The organism is Salmonella sp. SAL04162 (assembly GCF_046551535.1).
Lineage (GTDB): Bacteria > Pseudomonadota > Gammaproteobacteria > Enterobacterales > Enterobacteriaceae > Salmonella > Salmonella enterica.
This window is the reverse complement of record NZ_JBGDVX010000003.1, coordinates 327,442-346,816: the sequence shown is the minus strand read 5'-3', so window position 1 is coordinate 346,816 and position 19,375 is coordinate 327,442. Positions and strand designations below refer to the sequence as shown.

Here is a 19,375-nt window from a genome sequence, read left to right as displayed (position 1 = left end):
CTTAGTGAACTACACGTTTGTTGCTATTCATCAGGCCGTTCCTGAGCATACTTTCTATAACCAGTGCGCCATGTGCCGTAATCCGGTATTCGCGCCCGTTAATATCAATTAGCCGCACCAGTAATTTATATGCCGAAGCTTCCTTATCAGCGTCTTCACGAACGGCAGAGATAACATTGTCCACCAGCCCTGATGACAACTTATGGGGAACTACCCGCCCTGAGACGCCGTTGTATTCAACGGTATTTCCGCCGGTTACTCGCTCCAGTTCACGAACATAGATTTCTGCGATGGTATCTGCCAGCCTGGTTAACTGCTCCATTACGCCTCCTTCGGCATATTCAGGGCACGATCCATTAGCTGACGTGCGATGACATGAATTGTTGGAGCGAGGCCCAGAGGGGATTTTTTACGCTCCTGCTCCTGCAGCGCTCGAAGTTGTTCAATCTGGTCACGACTGAGCAATACTGGTTTTACTGATGGTGTTGCCATTTTAGTTCCTCCTGATATTTATACAGTAATTATACTTGCATAATCAGCAACGGTTAATGGCGACATTGCGTATTTTGAAATGATTATTTAATGCTCACGATCGAATTTATTGATATGTAGACAATAAAAAACCCCGACAGAGCGGGGCTTATCACAGCGTTTGTATGTTTGTTAATTGCAATGCGTGTCGTATAAAGCGTCCTGCTTGGACATCTCAGTATCAGCCAGCAACGCAGCCAAATCTCCGACATATGAGACATCATCAGTTTTTATAACATGCCCCCTTACCTTAAAATTGAATGTTCTTTCGTTGCGTACCATACTCCCATCACCGCATACCCAGCCACTTAAAGCTTTATTGCTGTTTTGATGGTCTGGTTTGAAAACAAGGTGGCCGTAAGTGAAGGAGGGGTGATCGCCCTTATCCATTTCAGCTTTGAACATTTTGATGGCTGTATCGGACCCACCAGAGGCCGTTGCGTTCTTACTTTCATCGCATCCATAAATTAAAAATAAAAATGGCAAACACAGCAAAGCTTTTTTCATATCACTGACCCTAAAATGTAAATGTGAATAAAGCCTACCAGCGTTTAGCGGAACGGGAAACAGCCCGTGCTAACTGGCTTCCCGTTCCGTTACCATTGTCTAAATAGCTTTGCCCTTCAGCCTGAATGCTTCGCCGTTCGGCCTCGCAATACCCATGCGGCGCTGAGTGTCATTCACGGCCTTGTGCAGGTCCCCGTAATCATCCGCTCTGGCTGGTGGCCTTCTGATTTTTTCCAGGCATTCTTTGCGATGCGTGGCTATCCAGTCCCGATCCCCTTCGCTGTTGCTTTGGGCCATAACCTCAACCCAGCGGGCAGCCGCCCGGCGGTACAGTCCTTTTGCTTCGAGTTCTTCGGCCTTTTCATCCTTAACCATTTTTCTGGCTCTCCACGGCAGATTTCGTTAAGCCGGCCAGCGCGTTCTGCTGCTGTTCGGTGGTCACTTCTCCATAAGGAGTGCCATCAATACCGAAGCGATGCCCACCAGCCGCTAATGCCTTTTTATACTGATAACGCCGGGTATATCCTGCCAGCGCAGCCTTTAGCGAGCCGTTACCAAAATCAATCTTTCTGCTGGCGATGCTATTTTGCAGGTCCTCTAGTACCCCAATCTTCAATGGCTTTGGCTCATTCAGGCTGAACAGCTCAGGCCAGAGTTGCTCGAGGCGCATCATCTTTCTCAGGCGGGCCCTGGCTGCTTTCGTTTTCGGGCCTGTACGCTTCTCTGCGCCGTTCTTTAATTCAGGCGCACCGTTAACGCCTTTCAGTGAAATATTGCCCTCAGACGCCGCCTGCTTCGCCTGCTGCAGATTCTGATATATACCTTTCGGTTTGCGGTTAATCGTGAGTGTGCTCATCAAGATGTCTCCATCACACTAAAAATCATCGGAATGCGGGTATTTTCCTGCCAGAGAGTAATTAGCCATGTTCTGGTGTTGGTTCAAAACGGGCATTTGTTGGTTCAGTGTTGGTTCACTTTTCTGAGAAATAACTAATAAAAACAAGCATCTTTACAAATTGAACCAACTGAACCAACTGAACCAACACCATTTCTACGCACATGAAGAAAATTATTCTTCTGGCTGGCTGTAGTCCCCTGGCTGATAGTTGAGTACGTAAACGTTAATCTGCCGGCCTTCAATGCGCGGTGATTTGCGCTGGTACCCCCGTCCGCTGTTTGGCGGGGTAAGCATTCCGGCATTTTTCAGCACCTCGGCAAACTGCTTGGCATTGAACCCTGCAGCAATCTCCTTCTCGAACGTGGCCGGAAAGGTGTAGAAAATCATCGGGCTCTCGTCGTGCTCTCCGCGCTGGCGGTATCCGGCAAGTTCTCTGATGGGCATGTCTGCAGGACTGTACGGGAAAGGCGCAAAGCGACTCAGGCCGTGTGCGTTAAGAAACGCCTCCGTCTGCTCAACTATCTGCTGGTGCTCCCTGTTGCCCGTGCCAAACTCACGCAGCCAGGCGTTATAGGTGTGCTGTACAGCGTCACGGCAGGTCTGAGCATCCCACCCGGTTACAACCTCACCCAACAACAACGCAGCCTCCAGAATGGCGAAGCGCGCGCCCACTCGGTGTACCTGCTCCCCATAGTCAGCGGGTATCAGGCTGCGCCACCGTTCCTCACACTGGCGTACCACGCTGACTGCCTCCTGCTGGTGGTCTGCCAGCCATTTAATCCATGCCCGGCCCGCTGCGCCGTGTTGGTTTTGCCAGGCATCTTTAAGGGCGTCAGCGTGCTGCTTACCGTTCTGGTGATCGTGAAAACGTACCGCTTTGCTCATTGGGATATTGAGCAGGCGCACCAGCTGCCCGGCCTTCGTTTTCCGCCCTGCAGTGGCGATGAAGGTTTCTAAATCCATTTCGCCGGTACTGATGGCAACGGTCCGCCACCGTTTCAGATCCCGGTTCCCGCCGTCCTTCGCACCCTGCAATTTACCCACGCCGTTAAACAGCGCGTAGGCAGACTGCGACACGCTTACCGGATCTGCGCCCTGTCCGACTTCATCCAGAGGCATCAGGCCGTCATTGTGCGCGGCTGCTTCGTTCGCCAGCCCCAGCGCCGTGCCGTACCACGTCAGACGTAATAAATCGGGGTTGCCGTACAGACTGCTTGCCACGTTCGCAGTGGTTGTCTTACCTGCGCTCGACTGCTCGTAAAAGTGAATCCCGAACCCGTCAGCGCCTGATAACCCGATTAAAGGCGCCGCCAGCGCTGCGGCAATGCCGGTCATCATTGAGTAATTGCCATGTGCCAGCCGCGCTACGCTGTTACGCCACCCTTCTGCGGTACCCGTAACGGTATATCCGGCAGCGGCAGAACTGCGGCCATTGAACAGAACAGGATGTTCAGGCGTTCCGATAATTTCACCATCAGGCATGATGTATGCGCCGCACTGCCAGCCGGTGGCATGAGCAACACGCCACAGCTCTCGCGCACCGCTACGCTGTAGCCAGTCGGCCAGAATGGCGCGAAGGCTGCTTTTAGTCGTGACGTTGATGCCGCCAGCTTTAAGCGTGCGCCATCCCTCGCGCTCACCAATATCGGCCAGAGGGATTGCGGCGGTAACGTGCGAATCTGAACCAAAGGCCAGCCAGCGAATTATCAGGTACTGATCCTTTTCGTCGCGCCCGGTGCCGATAACCTCCAGAGGCGATGCAAGCCAGTTTTCATTGTTGATAATCTCGCCGCTTTCCTTGTCCACTTTAGGCGTGATCCAGTAAACGCCATCTTTGCGGCTCTCAATGCGCGGTTTTAGCGGGTCTTTCTCTGGCTGGTCAGTTTTGCCACCCTCAATGGCCTGTAACTGTGGTTTCACGGCTTCCCCCTGAATCTGGTACATCGAATCACTAAATGCGGCTGTAGCGGCTTCCAGCCCGTTTTGCTGGCGGTAGTCGTCCCAGTCTGCTTTATGGTCTGTCGGTGGCAACGCCACCCAGCCAGCCACGGATAAGGCGGCTTTCTCTGCAGCATCTTTGCCCGTGTTCGCCTGTCCGTCCCGCTGGTGGTCGTTATCGGCGGCAATGACAATCTGCGCGGCTGGATATATCCGGCGCATCACTTCGGCAACGGGTAGCAGGTTGCCAGCGTCTACCGCTGCCACTGTCAGCGCCTCCGGGCGCATCAGGTGAACAGATAGGGCGGTCGCCAGCCCCTCAGCAATTAACACGCACTGCGGCTGTTCTGGTGCGTTTACTACGTGATATGCCCCGCGCTTCGCTGAACCTGTCAGAAGTCGCTTCTCTCCCTGCGGTGTAATGGTCTGTGCAGCGGTCACTGCGCCTGATTCGCCCACCAGTTCCAGCAATAACGATCCATCCGTCATAACAGGATAGTTAAACCCGGACAGCCCTTTTGATTGCAGGTACTCAGATTCGCCCTGCGTGACGCTCTGGCGCATTTCAGCATACAGACGGGCAAACGTAGCCCTTCGCTGCTCTGCGTCCTCTGCTGCCTGTTTCTGGCGCTCCTGCTCACGCTGCTGGCGGTCAGCTTCCAGTTGCTCCCTTCTCTGGCTCGCTATTGCCGGGTCGGTTTGCGCTGCCCGGTAATCAATACACAGCACATCAGCGGCAAGCTGTGCCGCCTCCGTAGTGTCGCAGTTGTTCACTTTCTTAATCAGGTCTAAGCCGTCGCCAGCGCCACACTGGTTGCAGATAAAGCTGCCGCGCCCGTTATCATCGAACCGGAAGCGATCCGTACCACCACATGCAGGGCAGGGGGCATGGCGGCGTGATGAATCAGGCACGTCGATAGACAGGCCAGCCAGCACATAAGGCCAGTTACCAGCGGCGGCGGTGGTCACTTCGCGGATAAGGTCGATATTACGCATTGTGACCCCCTGCGACGGTCGCACCCATGTCGGCGGTCATGTTGCCCCACGCCTCTAATCCCGCATCAGTCAGCCCGCCAGCATCAACGCATCGTGAAAGGTACGCTATCCCGATACTTTCCCACTGAACCGCCGGATAATGCTCTTTGATTGCTTCCAGCGCGTAGCCATCCACAAGGTCGCGCATTCCCTTTACGCCGCCCAGAATGTTCACGCGGACAGACTCGCCGCCCGCATCAATCATGAAATACTCGCCGCCGCTGGTGGCGGTGACGTGTTTATACAGTACTGCTGCGTACTGGTTTGCCAGCGCATTGAGCCGGAAGTTTTTGGTAATCATGTCGCCCCCTCAGTGCGCCACTGGCATTTCAGGCCAGCCGTTTTTATCCAGATCAGCAATAAAGTGATCGTGTAGCTCTGCCAGCGCTTCACGTCCGAACGGGGTTAGTTCACCGCGCTCCGCATCCAGCATGGCGCGGTAGAACACAATGGCGTTCTCTGTTCCCTGCTCAATGCCGTAGCGCTCAATCATTGCGCCCTCGATGTTGTTCGCCATCGCCAGCCGTTCAGCAAACGGGTAAACCACAATGCCCGCTGTGCCATTGGAGTAAATCGCCACCTGCGATGATGCGCCGTCAGATTCAGTAACCGTGGTGGTGCCGTTCTTACGCTTCATCTCAGAAACGAACGTCGCAGCAATCAGCCAGCGCCACATCGTGACTTCGTGCTGCGCTGTAAAGGCGAACCAGCCACGCTCCCCGCCGTCAGCCACTGCCAGATGCAGGGTAAATCCTTCATCGGGGATGTCGTCATACCTGCCGCTATCGAGATGATTTACCGCGTCTGAATAGGGAACAAGGCAAACATGCTCATACATTCCGGCATCATTGCGGGTCATGATATTGACGCCGAGCGGTGAGGCTTCGGCGTGGAACAGGTCGGGATTGCCCGGTTTAATGGTCAGTACGTTGCTCATGCTTTGCCCTCCCGATATTCACGCATTACATGGTCAGCCAGCTTGCTTTCAGCCTCGCTCATTGCTTCGGGTACACCGTGTAACAGCGTCAGAATGGAACCAATCAGGCGCGGTAAATCGGGATCTGTTTTATTGGTAGTGCTCTCCAGCCACATGGATAAAACAGCCTGTGCCTGTTCAATCTGGCAGGCAGCATCAATCAGTTGTAACTGGCTCATGCGCTGGCCTCCGCATCAATTCTGGCTATATCGACAATCGTCAGGACTTTACTCAACCAGCAATACACGATAGCGGCCTGTTCATCGTCGAGTTGAGTGACTAAATCGGTCATAACGTGAGCCAGTCCATCGCGGGCGCGGGTCATCCGTTCTGCTGTACGGTCTGCCAGCGTAAAATCATCCGGGTAAGCCTGCTCGCGGGATAACATCGCTTCGGCTTCAAGCTCGGACGGATGGCGGTATAAAGCGTTAATGTTCATGCGGCCACCTCCAGACGGATACGGCCTGCAAAGAAACAGACGTGATCCCGCGCCAACGTGCGGCGGGCTTCGTGCTCAGTTTCAGCAGCTATGTGATGAATTTTTGCGGTAATTGTCGGCATGTCGCGGCGAACGGCTGCGATTAACCAGATGAATTGCGGATTTTGGGTAGGGGTAGTAGCCATGATGGCAGCCTCCTTTGTGTATGAGGAGTCACCACCTGAGTTTCCACGCTCTAAAGGGGTGGTGACGTTAACGGGGGTGGAAATACCGGACACAAAGGAAACCGGCCTGCCTTTCGGCAGCCCCGCCAACGCCACCATAGATAAATTGCGGGCATTGCCGCTGAATTGGTGTGCGCTATGGCACGACACAAAAAAAGACGCTATTGGCGTCTGTGTCGCCTTTATGTTCAACGGGTTTCCACGCCCGACACCATATTTTGCTGGTGCGCTATAACCATAAACCGGGTTGGCGATAGCCGGCAAGCCTTTTTTTCTGGACTCCGAAAATACACCTTCACCCTTGCGCGTACTGGTCTCGAAAGTCCATGTGGCGCGGTTGTCAGCGGTAGCAAACCATTCCACACAATAAGTCATTTGGGGAATATTATCCCCTGTTTCTGGCTTATAACGTTTGGGTTTTGCTGAGTCGTTAGCGTTAACATTTGCATACATCATGCGATCACCTCTACGGTAAGCCAGCCAGCGGTATAACCCTGCACACGTACACCATCTACACGGTGACGCTTCTTCGTCAGAAAGCGGATATGGTCGGCGTAGACGTGCTGCCATTTACCATCGAGTGCCACACGTTTAAACCACGGATGAGGCTTAGATATGGTCTGGACAACTGGCGCGCAAGCCTTGTGTGGCGCGGATTCTGCTGCGACAACCCCCTTATCATTGCCCGTTACACGGTACAGCCAAAAGCGAGCATCCTTTCCGGTCAGTTTGCGAGTGCGCACCGGAACATAACCAGCCTCACGCATTGCCTTACTGAATGCGGCATCGTCCGGGTAATACTGGCGGCGTAGTTCCGTAGATACTGAAACGGCAAAGCTGCGTTTAGTCTGATACTCCTGCCACTGGTCTACCATCGACAGCGGCAGTCCGTTCACGTCAGGTTCTTTGCGTTCACGCGTGGTAAAGCCCTTGCCCTGGTTGGCTGTCACTTTTTCACCTCCGAAAACTCTTTAATGAACCGCTCCAGCGGCTGTACACATGGAGATTGATAACCGTCGCGGTAGAACGTCACGCGATTGTGAGTAACGCTTTCAACGGCAACTAGTGCGCCGTGAGCGTCTTTGTATCGCTTTTGAGGCTGCGGATAGCTGGTGGATTTAGTCATGGCTTGCCCCCATGCGTTTAGCCAGCCAGCGTTGAGACAGGCGCGTTAATTCCTCTTTCCGTTGGTCGTAATCCATACCCATATCAATGAGCGTGATGTTGGTGCTTTCGAGATAAGCAAGGTGCTCAAGTTGCTCGGCATTCATGTGGTCACGCGGCTCGCCAGTGTGACTGTTAACCTGCGCCCACTGCTTTGCCGTAAGTCCGCCAAGAACGATACGAGACAGCATGTTGCTTTCATTGGTGTAGTGGTATTGCTGCGTGGATTTACCCTGTTCAGCGCGCGATAAACTCAGTGCGTCACACATAGGCTTGAAGCTATTAGCAGCGCTGATGCGGGCTTTAAGCTGGCGCCGATAATGAGCGGCAATCTCCGGAACGCTGCGCTGTAGTTGTTCTTCGCACTGGATGAAGTAGCGGCGGACTGCGCGGCCTTGCTCGTTGCGCTCAACCATCGCCACTTCCTTCGCCATATCCAGTGACAGAAGGTAATCATGTTCGATCTGCTGGCGGGTTTTTGTGCTCGCCCGTTTTGGCGTGCTCAACTTTTCTACACGGATATAGTCAACACCAGCCGCAAAGCCGTACTGGTTGATACGGCCTTTAATCCAGTTAGTGAAGTCTCGTCCAACCCCCAGCGCACGATGAAGCGATCTGGCGCTCGCAATATTAGTTTCACGCCCGCCAATTTGGCCGGGAATAACAGGAACAATAGCGGCGAAGTCATTACCGGCAATTGTGCTGCGGCTGGCGTTGAGTTGAGGGGCGGCCTCAGAAGTCAATCTGCTTTTTTCGATGTTCATTTTCAGGCTCCGTTATGCGGCGTTATATGCGCCCGGGTAAAGGTTGAGGATGTCGGCAATTTCCTGTGCAGAAAGCCCCTTGTGTTCGTTAATAGCGGCAAGATGATTAACGTGCTGGATCACTTTAAGAACATCGCCACGGCTGGCGAAACGGTAGCGAAGGTGTGCACCGATGCCATCCGGGTTCTTTTCGTCGATTCGCTCCAGTTGAATATCAAGCTGGCGTTCAAGTTCAGAGGCATAGTTTCGGCCTGATGAAAGGCGGCAGTAGCGCAGAATATCGTTCTCAGTCCATCCCTCTACGCCTGTACGCAACATATAGACGCGGGCACGATGTTTTTTTGGGGTACGCTTTGATGCTTGAATGCGTTCGGTGTGGGGCGTAACATCAGACATGCGAATATCTGAGTTAGCCGCCTGTAACGGGCGGTTTTTCTTTTCCATCAGGCCACCTTCCCGCGACGTTCTGCCAGCCAGTTATGAATCTCTACCGCATCGAATGCGGTGATCTTCTCACCCAATTTTACCGGGCGCGGTAATGAGCCATTGCGTACTTTTCTGTCGATAGTGGAAACGCTAACGCCAAGCAATTCAGCCAGGCGAAAGCGTCGGATGTAACCATTATTGGGGATGGTGTCTGTAATCATGCTTCCCGTAACCTCTTGTTGATGGTTGCTGCTTCGTTACGGGTATTAAATAAGTAATTGATGCTTTTATGTTTAAAATTTAAATGGTCGCGTTTAAATTTCTAAATATTTGTCTATGGTTTGAGCGGATGGAGCTTTGTAGTCAAAGCCATTTTTTTTGGCCGCATCTTCGAATACGCGCCTGATGACCTCCTTCCTCTTGTTTGAATTCATGTTGATAACCTCTGGCCCCAAGTCAGGCACTAGATGTATAAGACCTTTAATGAATCCACCCAAAGTGCTGGGCATGGCTGCCGGTTGTGCTTTATCCTCGTTTTGTAGATTGATTTCATCCTCAAAAAAAGAGGGTGCCAACGGGAATTCTCCAGTTTCGATTGAGGCATATAGTCGTTCTATGTCATCACGAAGAATGTAAGCCGACTCATTAGTAATTTCATGTTGTTCGTCTCCAACTAAGAAAATTGTGTAATCAGCTTTTTTCCCTTTTTTGTGAGCATAGAGTCGATACTCTTTCTTTACCCCCTTCTTAATGCCACTAAAACCAGGTGGAGTTGAAATTGACCAGATACCGCCATAGGTCATGCCTTGAATTTCTATTGATCCATCTGGTTTGCTTCGCTTTCTTGGTGTTGGATGCGCCCAAGACATATCAATCCCTAAAGTTTGCGCGATTTTAAAGATTTCCGCTTTTTCAGCGTTGTTTAAATCGTTTATAACTTTTTCTTTCTCTGATGGCCTTTTAGGCTTGGCCCAACCAAAAAAGGCACCACCTATAGCCCTTACTGAGATGTTAATAACCCCGATTTCCTTCCAGTGCCAAAAGTCGTCAGGTTCACAACCTAATAACCTTGCTGCTCGAGAAAGAGACATGTATTCCATTGGTGGAGTTTTTTTATCTGCCCAGATGGAAGTGACTTCTGTTTTGCTGCGTAGTGTTCTACTCATACCGCTACCTTTTCGCGCTATGCCTTATTTTGTGATTGAGCCAGGCGGTAAGGCTTCCCGCTTTTCGCCCCGTAGAGCTAGGCTTAAATTGTCCGTTTACTTCGCCTTCCTGATTGGTGTCACGTTATAATCTTCGCCTCTTTCTAGGGCCACCAGCAAATCAGCCCATTGTGACAGCGCAGCTTTGCGTTCATCGAAATACTGGTGTCGGTTATAGATACCCTCTACGCCCCTAATGCGGTGATTCAGGCATCTTTCAGCAACTATTGGATCAACACCCAGCGCTGCTAAATGAGTACGGGCAGTGCGGCGGAAGTCGTGAATAGTGAAGTTCGGAACGTCCGGCATCTCTGAACGAACTTTTGCCAGCGCCACGGGTAGGGTGCTTTCTTGGATATGTGGGATCATCCTGTTTTGCATCTTTCTGGCTGGCAGTACCCATGCACTATTGCATGAGAACGTATGAAGCTCTCTGAGCCATTCAACGGCTGGTGGGGCTAAGGGTATGTCTATTGCGTCCCCGTTTTTGCTCCGTTCCTCTGGTAAGTGCCAGATTGCTCCGTCTAAGTCGAATTCTTCCCAGCGAGCAGCGCATAACTCCATTTTTCGGACGCATAGCGCTAACAATAATTTGAACGTGATTTCATTCTGTCGGCTGAAACCCTTCGCGGTACGCATGGCTTTAAATAGCTGTATTAGCTCATCGCGGGATAACCAGCGGTCGCGGCTAATTTCTTTCCCGCCAGCGTCGGAAACTTCAAAAGCAGAACAGGGATTAATCTCTAGTGCGTGTCGCTTAATGCCATAGTCAAATATACGACGCGTCCAGCGTAAAACGTCCGTTGCTATGGTTGGTGCTCCACGGTCAACAATGCCCTTCAACATGTCGTCAATGTGACGTGGCTTAACATCCTCTACCTTCATGCTACCAATGCTCGGGTTTATATCTTTGTCGATACGGCGGCGCAGTATATCTGGATGCTTCCAGCGTGGCAGGATCTGACGCTCAAAGTATTCTGCGGCAAGGTCTGAAACACGCATGGCATTTTTCTCTGCCTCAATTTTTGACAGCGCTTCGGCTTTACGCTCCTGTTTTTCTGCTGCTACGTCATACCCGAGCGCAACGCGTGCCGCCAATTCTTTCGCTGTCTCTCTGGCCTTAGATAGCGATAGCTCAGCATAAGAGCCAATAAGCATAGCGCGAGACTTACCAGCTAGTTTGTAGCGAAAGCGCCAGCTTGGTAATCGGTCAGCTTCTCTGAATCTGAGGTAAAGCCCGCCGCCATCTGCCCGACCTTCAAAACGTTCACCGGCTTTTATCCACGCGCGGATCTGCATATCAGTTAGTTTTGGCATTTTGCGAATATCCAAACGTTAAAAGTAGGGTGTACCCAATAGGATGTATCATTATCTGGTTGTGTACACCTTTGGGTACACCGTAATAATGCGCTTTGTTGCGTCGTTATGATAGCCCATGATAACAAAAAAGCCCGTCATTGGCGGGCTTTGTGGGTTTTTTGCGTCTTGTTGAATTTTGCTGATAGCTTACTCGATATTCTGGATTTGCTCGCGCATTTGCTCGATCAACACTTTTAATTCAATAGCGGAGTTAGTTACATCAGCGTTGATGGATTTGGAGGCCAGGGTGTTCGACTCACGGTTAAATTCTTGCATCATGAAGTCCAGACGGCGACCTACCGCCTCTTTTTTCTTCAGAATGTTGTAAGTCTCTTTGACGTGCGCTTCCAGACGATCCAGCTCTTCCGCCACATCAATGCGCTGCGCCATCATCACCAGCTCTTGCTCCAGACGGTTGTTTTCCAACTGAACCTGAGCATCTTCCAGCTTCGCGACCAGACGTTCACGCTGCCATTGCAGGATTTCCGGCATATGCGCGCGGACTTTCGCTACTTCGGCGCTGACGCCCTCCAGCCGTTGTTCAATCAGCGCTTTCAGCGCCTGGCCTTCCGTTTCGCGCGCGATGATAAAGTCATCCAGCGTACCGTCCAGCGCGGCTAGAATTTCTGCGGCAATCGCGTCCAGATCCTGCTCTTGCGCTGCCATGACACCTGGCCAGCGCAAAATATCAACCGGATTGATTTCCCCTTCGTCGCTCTGCATTTTGACCCAGTTTGCGGCGCTAACTAATTGTTTCGCGAGCTTTTCATTCAGAATAAGCTCGCCTTGCGCGCTGGCATCGGGTTCAAAACGCAGCATACATTCGACTTTGCCGCGCGTCAGGCGTGTACGAATGCGTTCGCGCACGACGGGTTCAAGACTACGGAACTGTTCCGGCAGACGAAAGTAAGTTTCCAGATAACGCTGGTTTACCGAGCGCATTTCCCAGGTCGCGCTACCCCATTCACCCTTGATTTCACGCCGGGCGTAGGCGGTCATACTGCGGATCATAGATGTTCCCGTTTTTAAAGGAGAGATGAGGGGATTATAGCTATCCAGGCCTTGTCAGGATAGGAATAACCATCGGAAGTCCGTATAATGCGCAGCCACATTCGTTTTAAGCCGGAGATCTCAATATGCGTCCAGCAGGCCGTAGCGCTAATCAGGTGCGTCCCGTAACCCTGACCCGTAACTATACAAAACACGCTGAAGGCTCGGTACTGGTCGAATTTGGAGATACCAAAGTGTTGTGCACCGCCTCCATTGAAGAAGGCGTCCCACGTTTTCTGAAAGGACAAGGACAGGGGTGGATCACCGCAGAGTATGGCATGTTGCCTCGCGCTACCCATACCCGTAATGCGCGTGAAGCAGCAAAGGGTAAGCAGGGCGGTCGTACTATGGAAATTCAGCGTTTGATCGCGCGTGCGCTGCGTGCGGCGGTCGATCTGAAAACGCTCGGCGAATTTACCATTACGCTGGACTGCGATGTAATCCAGGCCGATGGCGGTACGCGTACAGCGTCTATTACCGGTGCCTGCGTGGCGTTGGTGGATGCGCTGAATAAATTGGTTGCCAACGGTAAGCTGAAAACCAACCCGATGAAAGGCATGGTGGCGGCGGTTTCCGTAGGCATCGTTAACGGCGAAGCGATCTGCGATCTGGAATATGTTGAAGATTCCGCCGCAGAAACCGACATGAACGTCGTGATGACTGAAGACGGCCGCATTATTGAAGTACAGGGTACCGCGGAAGGCGAGCCGTTCAGCCATGAAGAACTTCTCACTTTGTTGGCGCTGGCCCGAGGGGGAATTGAATCCATTGTGGCGACGCAGAAGGCGGCGTTAGAAAATTGATTTTAAGGCGACTGAAAAGTCGCCTTTTTTTTGTCCGTAAATTTCGTAAATGATGAAAGTAAGAAAAGGAGCGAATCCATGAAACCGTATCAGCGCCAGTTTATTGAGTTTGCGCTTAACAAGCAGGTACTAAAGTTTGGCGAGTTTACGCTGAAATCCGGGCGCAAAAGCCCCTATTTCTTCAACGCCGGGCTGTTTAATACCGGGCGCGACCTGGCGTTGTTAGGCCGTTTTTATGCCGAAGCGCTGGTGGATTCCGGTATTGAATTTGATCTGCTGTTTGGCCCCGCATACAAAGGTATTCCGATCGCGACGACGACGGCGGTTGCGCTGGCGGAACATCACGATAAAGACCTGCCGTACTGCTTTAACCGCAAAGAGGCAAAAGATCATGGCGAAGGCGGGAGTCTGGTGGGCAGCGCGCTACAGGGCCGCGTGATGCTGGTGGATGACGTGATTACCGCAGGTACGGCGATTCGCGAGTCGATGGAGATTATTCAGGCGCACGGGGCTACACTGGCTGGCGTACTGATTTCGCTGGATCGTCAGGAACGTGGCCGCGGCGAGATTTCCGCGATTCAGGAAGTGGAGCGCGACTATGGTTGTAAGGTTATCTCCATCATTACGCTGAAAGACCTGATTGCCTATCTGGAAGAAAAACCTGATATGGCTGAGCATCTGGCGGCTGTGCGAGCATACCGGGAAGAATTTGGCGTGTAAGCGAATTGCCCGGTGGCGCTTTACCGGGCCTATGTTTCTGTCGCCTGGATAAGGCGTGAGCCACTATCCAGTCAGCGTTACTGTAGCTGAGCGGCAATGAGCGGCCAGCGGGCGTCGAAATCGTCCGTTGGGCGGTATTTAAATTCGCTACGCACGAACCGTGAAAGCATACCTTCACAGAAGGCTAACAGCTGGCTTGCCAGCAGATTTTCATCCGTCGTGTAGCCTTCGCCTTCACGCATTCTTTTTTCTCGTAGCACCTGGCGGAGCTGCGCTTCGATGCGTTCAAAAAGCTGATTAATGCGCCCCTGCAGGCGATCCTGTTCAAACATCAGCGCGTGCCCGGTAAGAATGCGCGTCAGGCCAGGGTTGCGTTCGCCAAAACCCAGAATCAGCAACACAATCAGGCGCAAACGCGTGCTGGTGTTTTTTTCATCTTTTAAAATCAGATTGATACGGGTAATCAGACTATCTTCGATAAACTCAATCAGGCTATCGAACATGCGGGTCTTGCTGGGAAAATGGCGGTATAGCGCCGCTTCGGAAACGCCGACCGAGGCCGCCAGTTTTGCCGTCGTGATGCGTTGGCTTCCATCGCTGGATTCAAGCATCAGCGCCAGTGACTGAAGTATTTCTTCGCGACGATTCCTTTTCGCAGTTTGTTTTTCTGCCATGTTACAAAATACCCCTGAAAATAAGCACTTGCCAGGCGAGCACCCACGCTATAACCGCAAACTCAGCGCTTGCGGCAGTATTATGACGTTATGGGGATGCGTAAAATTTACTTACGGCCAGAATGACCGAAGCCGCCCTCGCCACGTTCGGTGGCGTCAAATGCTTCCACCAGATTAAATTCGGCCTGAACGACCGGAACAAACACCATTTGCGCGATACGTTCGCCCGGTTCAATGGTAAAACTGTCCTGACCACGGTTCCAGATCGAAACCATCAGTTGCCCCTGATAATCGGAATCAATCAGCCCGACCAGGTTGCCCAGCACGATACCATGTTTATGGCCCAGGCCAGAACGCGGCAACATGACTGCCGCCAGTGATGGATCGGCGATATGAATGGCCAATCCGGTAGGCACCAACGTCGTTGCGCCAGGCGCCAGTTCTACGGCGTCGTCGAGACAGGCGCGCAGGTCAAGCCCGGCAGAACCAGAAGTAGCATAAGTCGGCAGCGGAAACTGCTGACCAACACGCGGGTCCAGAATCTTAACGTCGATTTTTTTCATCATAACGGGTCACGATCTCGTCGAGTAATAATTGGCCCAGGAGTTCTTTTCGCTCAAGCGGTAAGACTTTATCTCCATCCTGCCAGAAAAGGTGTAAAGCGTTTTTATCGCTATTAAATCCCTGATTTGAAAGAGAAACATCATTTGCACAAATCAGGTCAAGGTTCTTACGGATACGTTTTTGCCGGGCGTATTCTTCCACATTATTCGTTTCCGCGGCAAACCCAACAACGTAGGGTCGATTGTCACTGAGCGCGGCCACCCCGGCGACAATGTCCGGGTTTTTGACCATTTTTATTAGTAATTCATCACCTTGCGCCGCCTGTTTTTTGATTTTTTCACTGGCGATAGTCTCTGCGCGATAGTCAGCCACGGCGGCGCAGCTAATGAAAATATGCTGCTGTTGAACGGCGGCCTGAACAGCGGCTTCCATGTCCAGCGCGGTTATGACATCAACCCGTTTTACAAAAGGCGGTGTTGGTAACGAAACGGGACCGGAGACCAGCGTGACATTTGCGCCGCGACGCGCTGCGGCCGCCGCAATAGCGAAGCCCATTTTACCTGAGCTGTGGTTGGAAATATAACGCACCGGGTCGAGCGGTTCGCGCGTCGGGCCTGCCGTAATCATGATATTAAGATGTCGCAGATCGTTGACGGCAGCGAAATGCGCGGCGGCCTTATCAACGATAACTAATGGGTCCAGCATTCGGCCTGGGCCTACATCGCCGCACGCCTGACTGCCGCTATCCGGCCCCCAAATGAACAGGCCGCGAGAGGCGAGCACCTCCAGATTATGTTGCGTGGCGGCAGCGCGGTACATCTGTTGGTTCATGGCCGGAAGAACGGCCACCGGGGCTGGCGTCGCCAGGCAGATGGTGGAGACTAAATCATTAGCCATACCCGATGCTACACGGGCGATCAGGTCGGCGGTCGCGGGGGCAAGAATCACCAGGTCGGCCCATTTCCCCAACTCGATATGCCCCATCGCGGCTTCAGCGGCAGGGTCAAGCAGACTGTCGGATACGGGATAACCCGACACTGCCTGTAAGCTCAGGGGGGTAATAAAGGCTTTTGCCGCCTCGGTCATTGCTACGCGCACGTCAGCGCCGCGCTCACGTAAACGGCGCACCAGCTCCGGCGTTTTATACGCAGCGATACCGCCGCTAACGCCGAGAACAATTTTTTTACCGGCCAGGCTCATCATGTCTTTCCTGTTGGGTGACTTTGAAAGGCGGCTATTTTATCACAATCTCTACGGCGTCGTGTCTTTGCCTGCGCTCCACTTTGCGAGGCGCTACGCAAGAACAAAATCGGGGCGTCGATCTCTCCCAAAGGCTGTGCCACTATGCCGCTTCCTTAAAAAAGGAGGTGCGCGTATGGATACGTTGGACGAATTATTACCGCGTGAAAAAATGCTCAGATCCGGCATTGCTTCCCTCAGCGACGTGGAGCTGCTGGCGCTTTTTTTACGTACCGGCACGCCGGGAAAAGATGTTATGACGTTGGCAAAAGAGATATTGCAGCACTTTGGGTCGCTGTATGGCCTGCTGTCGGCGGACTTTGCGCAGTTTCGCGGCGTAAACGGCATCGGCCTGGCGAAATTCGCGCAGTTGAAAGGCATTGCTGAGCTGGCAAGGCGCTATTACAGCGTGCGCATGAATGAGGAAAGTGCGTTGCTGAGTCCGGAAATGACGCGGGAATTTCTGCAAAGCCAACTGACGGGCGAAGAGCGTGAGATCTTTCTGGTGATCTTCCTTGATGCCCAGCACCGGGTGCTTCAGCACAGCCGCCTGTTTTCCGGCACGCTTAACCACGTAGAGGTGCATCCGCGTGAGATTGTTCGGGAAGCGATTAAACTCAATGCTTCAGCGGTCATTCTGGCGCATAACCACCCTTCAGGCTGCGCAGAGCCAAGTAAAGCAGATAAACTTATCACTGAGCGCGTGATAAAGTGTTGCCAGTTTATGGATATCCGGGTGCTCGATCACCTGATAATTGGGCGCGGAGAGTACGTTTCTTTTGCCGAACGCGGCTGGATTTAAGATTCTTTGCGCGATCCATCGGGATCTTTGTCTGTTCGGGACTTGAGCATATCGCCGGGTCAGCGTATACTACGCCACCTTTGAGAATCTCGGGTTTGGCATTTGGGCCTGGCAATCGAGAGTTCAATAGAACTGCGCGATGACCAGGCTGTAAAGCCTGACGAGGCGCCGATACCCCATACGAAGCTCGAGCTAATTTGATTTTTGGAGAATAGACATGTCCCGAGTCTGCCAAGTTACTGGCAAGCGTCCGGTGACCGGTAACAACCGTTCCCACGCACTGAACGCGACTAAACGCCGTTTCCTGCCTAACCTGCACTCTCACCGTTTCTGGGTTGAGAGCGAGAAGCGTTTTGTCACCCTGCGTGTATCTGCTAAAGGTATGCGTATCATCGATAAAAAAGGCATCGAAACAGTTCTGTCTGAACTGCGTGCCCGTGGCGAAAAGTACTAAGTACTAAGAGGAAATAAATCATGGCTAAAGGTATTCGTGAGAAAATCAAGCTGGTTTCTTCTGCTGGTACTGGTCACTTCTATACCACTACGAAGAACAAACGTACTAAACCGGAAAAACTGGAACTGAAAAAATTCGATCCAGTTGTCCGTCAGCACGTGATCTACAAAGAAGCGAAAATCAAATAATTCTCGCTTTGATGTAACAAAAACCTCGCTTCGGCGGGGTTTTTTGTTTTCTGGCCGTCCCCATATTAATGAGACCTGCCACACAGCCGGAGACGTTATGCCTGAATTACCCGAAGTTGAAACCAGCCGCCGGGGTATTGAACCCCATTTAGTTGGCGCTACTATCCTGCACGCCCATATCCGTAACGGCCGTCTGCGCTGGCCGGTTTCAGACGAAATTTATCGTCTGAGCGATACACCTGTCCTTAGCGTTCAGCGTCGTGCTAAATATTTACTGCTGGAGCTGCCTGACGGCTGGATAATTATTCACCTGGGGATGTCGGGAAGCCTGCGGATATTGTCGGAAGCGCTGCCGGCGGAAAAACACGACCATGTCGATTTGGTGATGAGCAATGGCAAAATTCTACGTTATACCGATCCTCGCCGCTTTGGCGCCTGGTTATGGACCAAAGAGCTGGAAGGGCATAACGTACTGGCGCATCTGGGACCGGAGCCGCTAAGCGATGAGTTTAATGGCGAATATTTGCAGCAGAAATGCGCGAAGAAGAAGACGGCGATTAAACCCTGGCTGATGGATAACAAGCTGGTGGTCGGCGTGGGGAATATCTACGCCAGCGAGTCGCTGTTTGCCGCGGGTATTCACCCTGACCGCCTGGCGTCGTCACTCTCGACAGAGGAGTGCGACCTGCTGGCACGGGTGATTAAAGCCGTTTTGCTGCGCTCTATTGAACAAGGCGGGACAACGCTGAAGGATTTTCTGCAAAGCGATGGGAAACCGGGCTATTTTGCGCAGGAGTTGCAGGTGTACGGGCGCAAAGGCGAGCCGTGTCGGGTATGCGGTACGCCGATAGTCGCAACGAAACACGCACAGCGTGCGACGTTCTATTGCCGTCACTGTCAGAAGTAAAACGCCAGGCCCGGCAAGGAAGGAAACTTATTTCAACTTATCCATTAGCGCCTGATGCACATTGTCCGGCAGAAAGTGGGTCACATCGCCCTGATGGCGCGCCACTTCTTTGACCAGCGACGATGAAATAAACGACCACTCTTTGGACGGCATCAGGAAAACGCTTTCCAGTTGCGGCATCAGATGGCGATTCATATGCGCCAACTGCATTTCATATTCAAAATCCGCCACCGCGCGCAGACCACGAATCAGGATATTCGCCTGTCTGTCGCGGGCGAAATTGGCCATCAGGTCGCTAAAGCCTACCACCTCTACGTTACCCAGGTGTGCGGTCGCTTTTTGCGCCAGCGCCACACGTTCGTCCAGGGTGAACATGGGTTTCTTGCCGGGGCTGGCGGCGATAGCCAGAATGACATGGTCGAACATCTGTGTTGCGCGCGTCACAATATCGAGATGACCGTTAGTAATCGGATCAAACGTGCCTGGATAAATCGCCCGTTTTTGCATG

The 19,375-nt window shown here is 52.4% G+C and carries 29 protein-coding genes; 6 read left to right on the top strand and 23 right to left on the bottom strand.

Translation table 11 applies throughout. From position 1 onward, the window contains the following. Nucleotide 1 precedes the first annotated feature (1 nt). From ACLJRH_RS08545 to ACLJRH_RS08455, 19 genes are all read right to left on the bottom strand, one after another. Entirely contained in the window at nt 2–322 is a 321-nt protein-coding gene (locus ACLJRH_RS08545) for a hypothetical protein (RefSeq protein WP_001651021.1), read from the bottom strand. Further along, nucleotides 322–492: a hypothetical protein gene (locus ACLJRH_RS08540; protein WP_001651020.1), complete on the bottom strand. Its 171-nt coding sequence runs from the start codon at nt 490–492 to the stop codon at nt 322–324. Before ACLJRH_RS08540 ends, ACLJRH_RS08545 begins: the two co-directional genes overlap by 1 nt. A 171-nt stretch (nt 493–663) precedes the next feature. Then, nucleotides 664–1,038: a hypothetical protein gene (locus tag ACLJRH_RS08535; RefSeq protein WP_023223122.1), complete on the bottom strand. Its 375-nt coding sequence runs from the start codon at nt 1,036–1,038 to the stop codon at nt 664–666. Between the two features lie 99 nt (nt 1,039–1,137). Continuing rightward, nucleotides 1,138–1,413, bottom strand: a complete 276-nt coding sequence (locus tag ACLJRH_RS08530) for a PerC family transcriptional regulator (RefSeq protein ID WP_023223121.1) — start codon at nt 1,411–1,413, stop codon at nt 1,138–1,140. After that, nucleotides 1,406–1,894 (bottom strand): ProQ/FINO family protein, encoded by a 489-nt coding sequence (locus tag ACLJRH_RS08525; RefSeq protein ID WP_001651019.1) that lies wholly within the window; start codon nt 1,892–1,894, stop codon nt 1,406–1,408. The genes ACLJRH_RS08530 and ACLJRH_RS08525 overlap by 8 nt, the downstream gene beginning before the upstream one ends. A gap of 213 nt (nt 1,895–2,107) precedes the next feature. Then, nucleotides 2,108–4,870 (bottom strand): TOPRIM and DUF927 domain-containing protein, encoded by a 2,763-nt coding sequence (locus ACLJRH_RS08520; RefSeq protein ID WP_001651017.1) that lies wholly within the window; start codon nt 4,868–4,870, stop codon nt 2,108–2,110. Further along, on the bottom strand, nt 4,863–5,210 hold the full coding sequence (locus ACLJRH_RS08515; RefSeq protein ID WP_001651016.1) for a hypothetical protein: 348 nt from the start codon (nt 5,208–5,210) through the stop codon (nt 4,863–4,865). Before ACLJRH_RS08515 ends, ACLJRH_RS08520 begins: the two co-directional genes overlap by 8 nt. Before the next feature lie 9 nt (nt 5,211–5,219). After that, a complete protein-coding gene (locus tag ACLJRH_RS08510) occupies nt 5,220–5,846 on the bottom strand; it encodes a hypothetical protein (RefSeq protein ID WP_001651015.1) in 627 nt (208 codons plus the stop codon). Next, nucleotides 5,843–6,064, bottom strand: coding sequence for a hypothetical protein (locus tag ACLJRH_RS08505; protein WP_001651014.1), 222 nt, complete (start codon nt 6,062–6,064; stop codon nt 5,843–5,845). Before ACLJRH_RS08505 ends, ACLJRH_RS08510 begins: the two co-directional genes overlap by 4 nt. Beyond that, nucleotides 6,061–6,324 (bottom strand): hypothetical protein, encoded by a 264-nt coding sequence (locus tag ACLJRH_RS08500; protein WP_001024423.1) that lies wholly within the window; start codon nt 6,322–6,324, stop codon nt 6,061–6,063. Before ACLJRH_RS08500 ends, ACLJRH_RS08505 begins: the two co-directional genes overlap by 4 nt. Continuing rightward, complete coding sequence (locus ACLJRH_RS08495) at nt 6,321–7,004, bottom strand: host cell division inhibitor Icd-like protein (protein ID WP_001651013.1); 684 nt, start codon at nt 7,002–7,004, stop codon at nt 6,321–6,323. Before ACLJRH_RS08495 ends, ACLJRH_RS08500 begins: the two co-directional genes overlap by 4 nt. Further along, nucleotides 7,001–7,498 carry a hypothetical protein gene (locus ACLJRH_RS08490; protein ID WP_001651012.1) on the bottom strand — a complete coding sequence of 166 codons (498 nt, stop codon included), beginning with the start codon at nt 7,496–7,498 and terminating at the stop codon, nt 7,001–7,003. The genes ACLJRH_RS08495 and ACLJRH_RS08490 overlap by 4 nt, the downstream gene beginning before the upstream one ends. Next, nucleotides 7,495–7,674, bottom strand: a complete 180-nt coding sequence (locus ACLJRH_RS08485) for a DUF4222 domain-containing protein (protein WP_001651011.1) — start codon at nt 7,672–7,674, stop codon at nt 7,495–7,497. The genes ACLJRH_RS08490 and ACLJRH_RS08485 overlap by 4 nt, the downstream gene beginning before the upstream one ends. Then, nucleotides 7,667–8,476, bottom strand: coding sequence for an antA/AntB antirepressor family protein (locus ACLJRH_RS08480; protein WP_001651010.1), 810 nt, complete (start codon nt 8,474–8,476; stop codon nt 7,667–7,669). The genes ACLJRH_RS08485 and ACLJRH_RS08480 overlap by 8 nt, the downstream gene beginning before the upstream one ends. Before the next feature lie 12 nt (nt 8,477–8,488). Then, a complete protein-coding gene (locus ACLJRH_RS08475; protein ID WP_001651009.1) occupies nt 8,489–8,920 on the bottom strand; it encodes a hypothetical protein in 432 nt (143 codons plus the stop codon). Continuing rightward, on the bottom strand, nt 8,920–9,123 hold the full coding sequence (locus ACLJRH_RS08470) for a helix-turn-helix transcriptional regulator (protein ID WP_001651008.1): 204 nt from the start codon (nt 9,121–9,123) through the stop codon (nt 8,920–8,922). Before ACLJRH_RS08470 ends, ACLJRH_RS08475 begins: the two co-directional genes overlap by 1 nt. Before the next feature lie 93 nt (nt 9,124–9,216). Further along, entirely contained in the window at nt 9,217–10,068 is an 852-nt protein-coding gene (locus ACLJRH_RS08465; protein ID WP_001651007.1) for a hypothetical protein, read from the bottom strand. 96 nt (nt 10,069–10,164) lie between these two features. Next, entirely contained in the window at nt 10,165–11,424 is a 1,260-nt protein-coding gene (locus tag ACLJRH_RS08460; RefSeq protein ID WP_001651006.1) for a tyrosine-type recombinase/integrase, read from the bottom strand. A gap of 189 nt (nt 11,425–11,613) precedes the next feature. Further along, nucleotides 11,614–12,477: a YicC/YloC family endoribonuclease gene (locus ACLJRH_RS08455; RefSeq protein WP_000621347.1), complete on the bottom strand. Its 864-nt coding sequence runs from the start codon at nt 12,475–12,477 to the stop codon at nt 11,614–11,616. A gap of 125 nt (nt 12,478–12,602) precedes the next feature. On the opposite strand from ACLJRH_RS08455, the gene rph reads away from it, so the two are divergent. Next, nucleotides 12,603–13,319 carry a ribonuclease PH gene (gene rph / locus ACLJRH_RS08450; RefSeq protein ID WP_023136646.1) on the top strand — a complete coding sequence of 239 codons (717 nt, stop codon included), beginning with the start codon at nt 12,603–12,605 and terminating at the stop codon, nt 13,317–13,319. A 78-nt stretch (nt 13,320–13,397) separates the two neighbouring features. Continuing rightward, the gene (gene pyrE / locus ACLJRH_RS08445; RefSeq protein WP_000806167.1) at nt 13,398–14,039 is read left to right on the top strand and encodes an orotate phosphoribosyltransferase; all 642 of its coding nucleotides are present in this window, start codon (nt 13,398–13,400) and stop codon (nt 14,037–14,039) included. Nucleotides 14,040–14,116: 77 nt separating this feature from the next. Here the strand turns inward: pyrE and slmA are convergent, their stop codons facing one another. From slmA to coaBC, 3 genes are all read right to left on the bottom strand, one after another. After that, complete coding sequence (gene slmA, locus ACLJRH_RS08440; RefSeq protein WP_000818607.1) at nt 14,117–14,713, bottom strand: nucleoid occlusion factor SlmA; 597 nt, start codon at nt 14,711–14,713, stop codon at nt 14,117–14,119. A 107-nt stretch (nt 14,714–14,820) separates the two neighbouring features. Next, nucleotides 14,821–15,279 (bottom strand): dUTP diphosphatase, encoded by a 459-nt coding sequence (dut, locus tag ACLJRH_RS08435; protein WP_000976078.1) that lies wholly within the window; start codon nt 15,277–15,279, stop codon nt 14,821–14,823. Next, the gene (gene coaBC, locus ACLJRH_RS08430) at nt 15,257–16,477 is read right to left on the bottom strand and encodes a bifunctional phosphopantothenoylcysteine decarboxylase/phosphopantothenate--cysteine ligase CoaBC (RefSeq protein ID WP_000050176.1); all 1,221 of its coding nucleotides are present in this window, start codon (nt 16,475–16,477) and stop codon (nt 15,257–15,259) included. Before coaBC ends, dut begins: the two co-directional genes overlap by 23 nt. A 175-nt stretch (nt 16,478–16,652) precedes the next feature. On the opposite strand from coaBC, the gene radC reads away from it, so the two are divergent. From radC to mutM, 4 genes are all read left to right on the top strand, one after another. Beyond that, nucleotides 16,653–17,318 carry a RadC family protein gene (radC, locus tag ACLJRH_RS08425; protein ID WP_000380129.1) on the top strand — a complete coding sequence of 222 codons (666 nt, stop codon included), beginning with the start codon at nt 16,653–16,655 and terminating at the stop codon, nt 17,316–17,318. A gap of 217 nt (nt 17,319–17,535) precedes the next feature. Then, entirely contained in the window at nt 17,536–17,772 is a 237-nt protein-coding gene (gene rpmB / locus ACLJRH_RS08420; RefSeq protein ID WP_001519051.1) for a 50S ribosomal protein L28, read from the top strand. Between the two features lie 20 nt (nt 17,773–17,792). Further along, nucleotides 17,793–17,960, top strand: coding sequence for a 50S ribosomal protein L33 (rpmG, locus tag ACLJRH_RS08415; RefSeq protein WP_001051798.1), 168 nt, complete (start codon nt 17,793–17,795; stop codon nt 17,958–17,960). Between the two features lie 97 nt (nt 17,961–18,057). After that, on the top strand, nt 18,058–18,867 hold the full coding sequence (gene mutM, locus ACLJRH_RS08410; RefSeq protein ID WP_001114515.1) for a bifunctional DNA-formamidopyrimidine glycosylase/DNA-(apurinic or apyrimidinic site) lyase: 810 nt from the start codon (nt 18,058–18,060) through the stop codon (nt 18,865–18,867). A 27-nt stretch (nt 18,868–18,894) separates the two neighbouring features. On the opposite strand, the gene coaD is transcribed toward mutM, so the two are convergent. Further along, the gene (gene coaD, locus ACLJRH_RS08405; protein ID WP_001171884.1) at nt 18,895–19,374 is read right to left on the bottom strand and encodes a pantetheine-phosphate adenylyltransferase; all 480 of its coding nucleotides are present in this window, start codon (nt 19,372–19,374) and stop codon (nt 18,895–18,897) included. Nucleotide 19,375: the final 1 nt, after the last annotated feature.

Bases quoted from the DNA above. Each gene is read 5' to 3' on its own strand.
- coaD (WP_001171884.1), bottom strand. From the start codon at position 19,374: ATGCAAAAACGGGCGATTTATCCAGGCACGTTTGATCCGATTACTAAC.
- ACLJRH_RS08500 (WP_001024423.1), bottom strand. From the start codon at position 6,324: ATGAACATTAACGCTTTATACCGCCATCCGTCCGAGCTTGAAGCCGAA.
- ACLJRH_RS08475 (WP_001651009.1), bottom strand. From the start codon at position 8,920: ATGGAAAAGAAAAACCGCCCGTTACAGGCGGCTAACTCAGATATTCGC.
- ACLJRH_RS08480 (WP_001651010.1), bottom strand. From the start codon at position 8,476: ATGAACATCGAAAAAAGCAGATTGACTTCTGAGGCCGCCCCTCAACTC.
- rpmG (WP_001051798.1), top strand. From the start codon at position 17,793: ATGGCTAAAGGTATTCGTGAGAAAATCAAGCTGGTTTCTTCTGCTGGT.
- ACLJRH_RS08465 (WP_001651007.1), bottom strand. From the start codon at position 10,068: ATGAGTAGAACACTACGCAGCAAAACAGAAGTCACTTCCATCTGGGCA.
- ACLJRH_RS08460 (WP_001651006.1), bottom strand. From the start codon at position 11,424: ATGCCAAAACTAACTGATATGCAGATCCGCGCGTGGATAAAAGCCGGT.
- ACLJRH_RS08525 (WP_001651019.1), bottom strand. From the start codon at position 1,894: ATGAGCACACTCACGATTAACCGCAAACCGAAAGGTATATATCAGAAT.
- slmA (WP_000818607.1), bottom strand. From the start codon at position 14,713: ATGGCAGAAAAACAAACTGCGAAAAGGAATCGTCGCGAAGAAATACTT.
- ACLJRH_RS08545 (WP_001651021.1), bottom strand. From the start codon at position 322: ATGGAGCAGTTAACCAGGCTGGCAGATACCATCGCAGAAATCTATGTT.
- rpmB (WP_001519051.1), top strand. From the start codon at position 17,536: ATGTCCCGAGTCTGCCAAGTTACTGGCAAGCGTCCGGTGACCGGTAAC.
- ACLJRH_RS08535 (WP_023223122.1), bottom strand. From the start codon at position 1,038: ATGAAAAAAGCTTTGCTGTGTTTGCCATTTTTATTTTTAATTTATGGA.
- radC (WP_000380129.1), top strand. From the start codon at position 16,653: ATGGATACGTTGGACGAATTATTACCGCGTGAAAAAATGCTCAGATCC.
- dut (WP_000976078.1), bottom strand. From the start codon at position 15,279: ATGATGAAAAAAATCGACGTTAAGATTCTGGACCCGCGTGTTGGTCAG.
- ACLJRH_RS08515 (WP_001651016.1), bottom strand. From the start codon at position 5,210: ATGATTACCAAAAACTTCCGGCTCAATGCGCTGGCAAACCAGTACGCA.
- ACLJRH_RS08470 (WP_001651008.1), bottom strand. From the start codon at position 9,123: ATGATTACAGACACCATCCCCAATAATGGTTACATCCGACGCTTTCGC.
- ACLJRH_RS08540 (WP_001651020.1), bottom strand. From the start codon at position 492: ATGGCAACACCATCAGTAAAACCAGTATTGCTCAGTCGTGACCAGATT.
- coaBC (WP_000050176.1), bottom strand. From the start codon at position 16,477: ATGAGCCTGGCCGGTAAAAAAATTGTTCTCGGCGTTAGCGGCGGTATC.
- ACLJRH_RS08495 (WP_001651013.1), bottom strand. From the start codon at position 7,004: ATGATGTATGCAAATGTTAACGCTAACGACTCAGCAAAACCCAAACGT.
- ACLJRH_RS08485 (WP_001651011.1), bottom strand. From the start codon at position 7,674: ATGACTAAATCCACCAGCTATCCGCAGCCTCAAAAGCGATACAAAGAC.
- ACLJRH_RS08510 (WP_001651015.1), bottom strand. From the start codon at position 5,846: ATGAGCAACGTACTGACCATTAAACCGGGCAATCCCGACCTGTTCCAC.
- pyrE (WP_000806167.1), top strand. From the start codon at position 13,398: ATGAAACCGTATCAGCGCCAGTTTATTGAGTTTGCGCTTAACAAGCAG.
- mutM (WP_001114515.1), top strand. From the start codon at position 18,058: ATGCCTGAATTACCCGAAGTTGAAACCAGCCGCCGGGGTATTGAACCC.
- ACLJRH_RS08505 (WP_001651014.1), bottom strand. From the start codon at position 6,064: ATGAGCCAGTTACAACTGATTGATGCTGCCTGCCAGATTGAACAGGCA.
- ACLJRH_RS08520 (WP_001651017.1), bottom strand. From the start codon at position 4,870: ATGCGTAATATCGACCTTATCCGCGAAGTGACCACCGCCGCCGCTGGT.
- ACLJRH_RS08455 (WP_000621347.1), bottom strand. From the start codon at position 12,477: ATGATCCGCAGTATGACCGCCTACGCCCGGCGTGAAATCAAGGGTGAA.
- rph (WP_023136646.1), top strand. From the start codon at position 12,603: ATGCGTCCAGCAGGCCGTAGCGCTAATCAGGTGCGTCCCGTAACCCTG.
- ACLJRH_RS08530 (WP_023223121.1), bottom strand. From the start codon at position 1,413: ATGGTTAAGGATGAAAAGGCCGAAGAACTCGAAGCAAAAGGACTGTAC.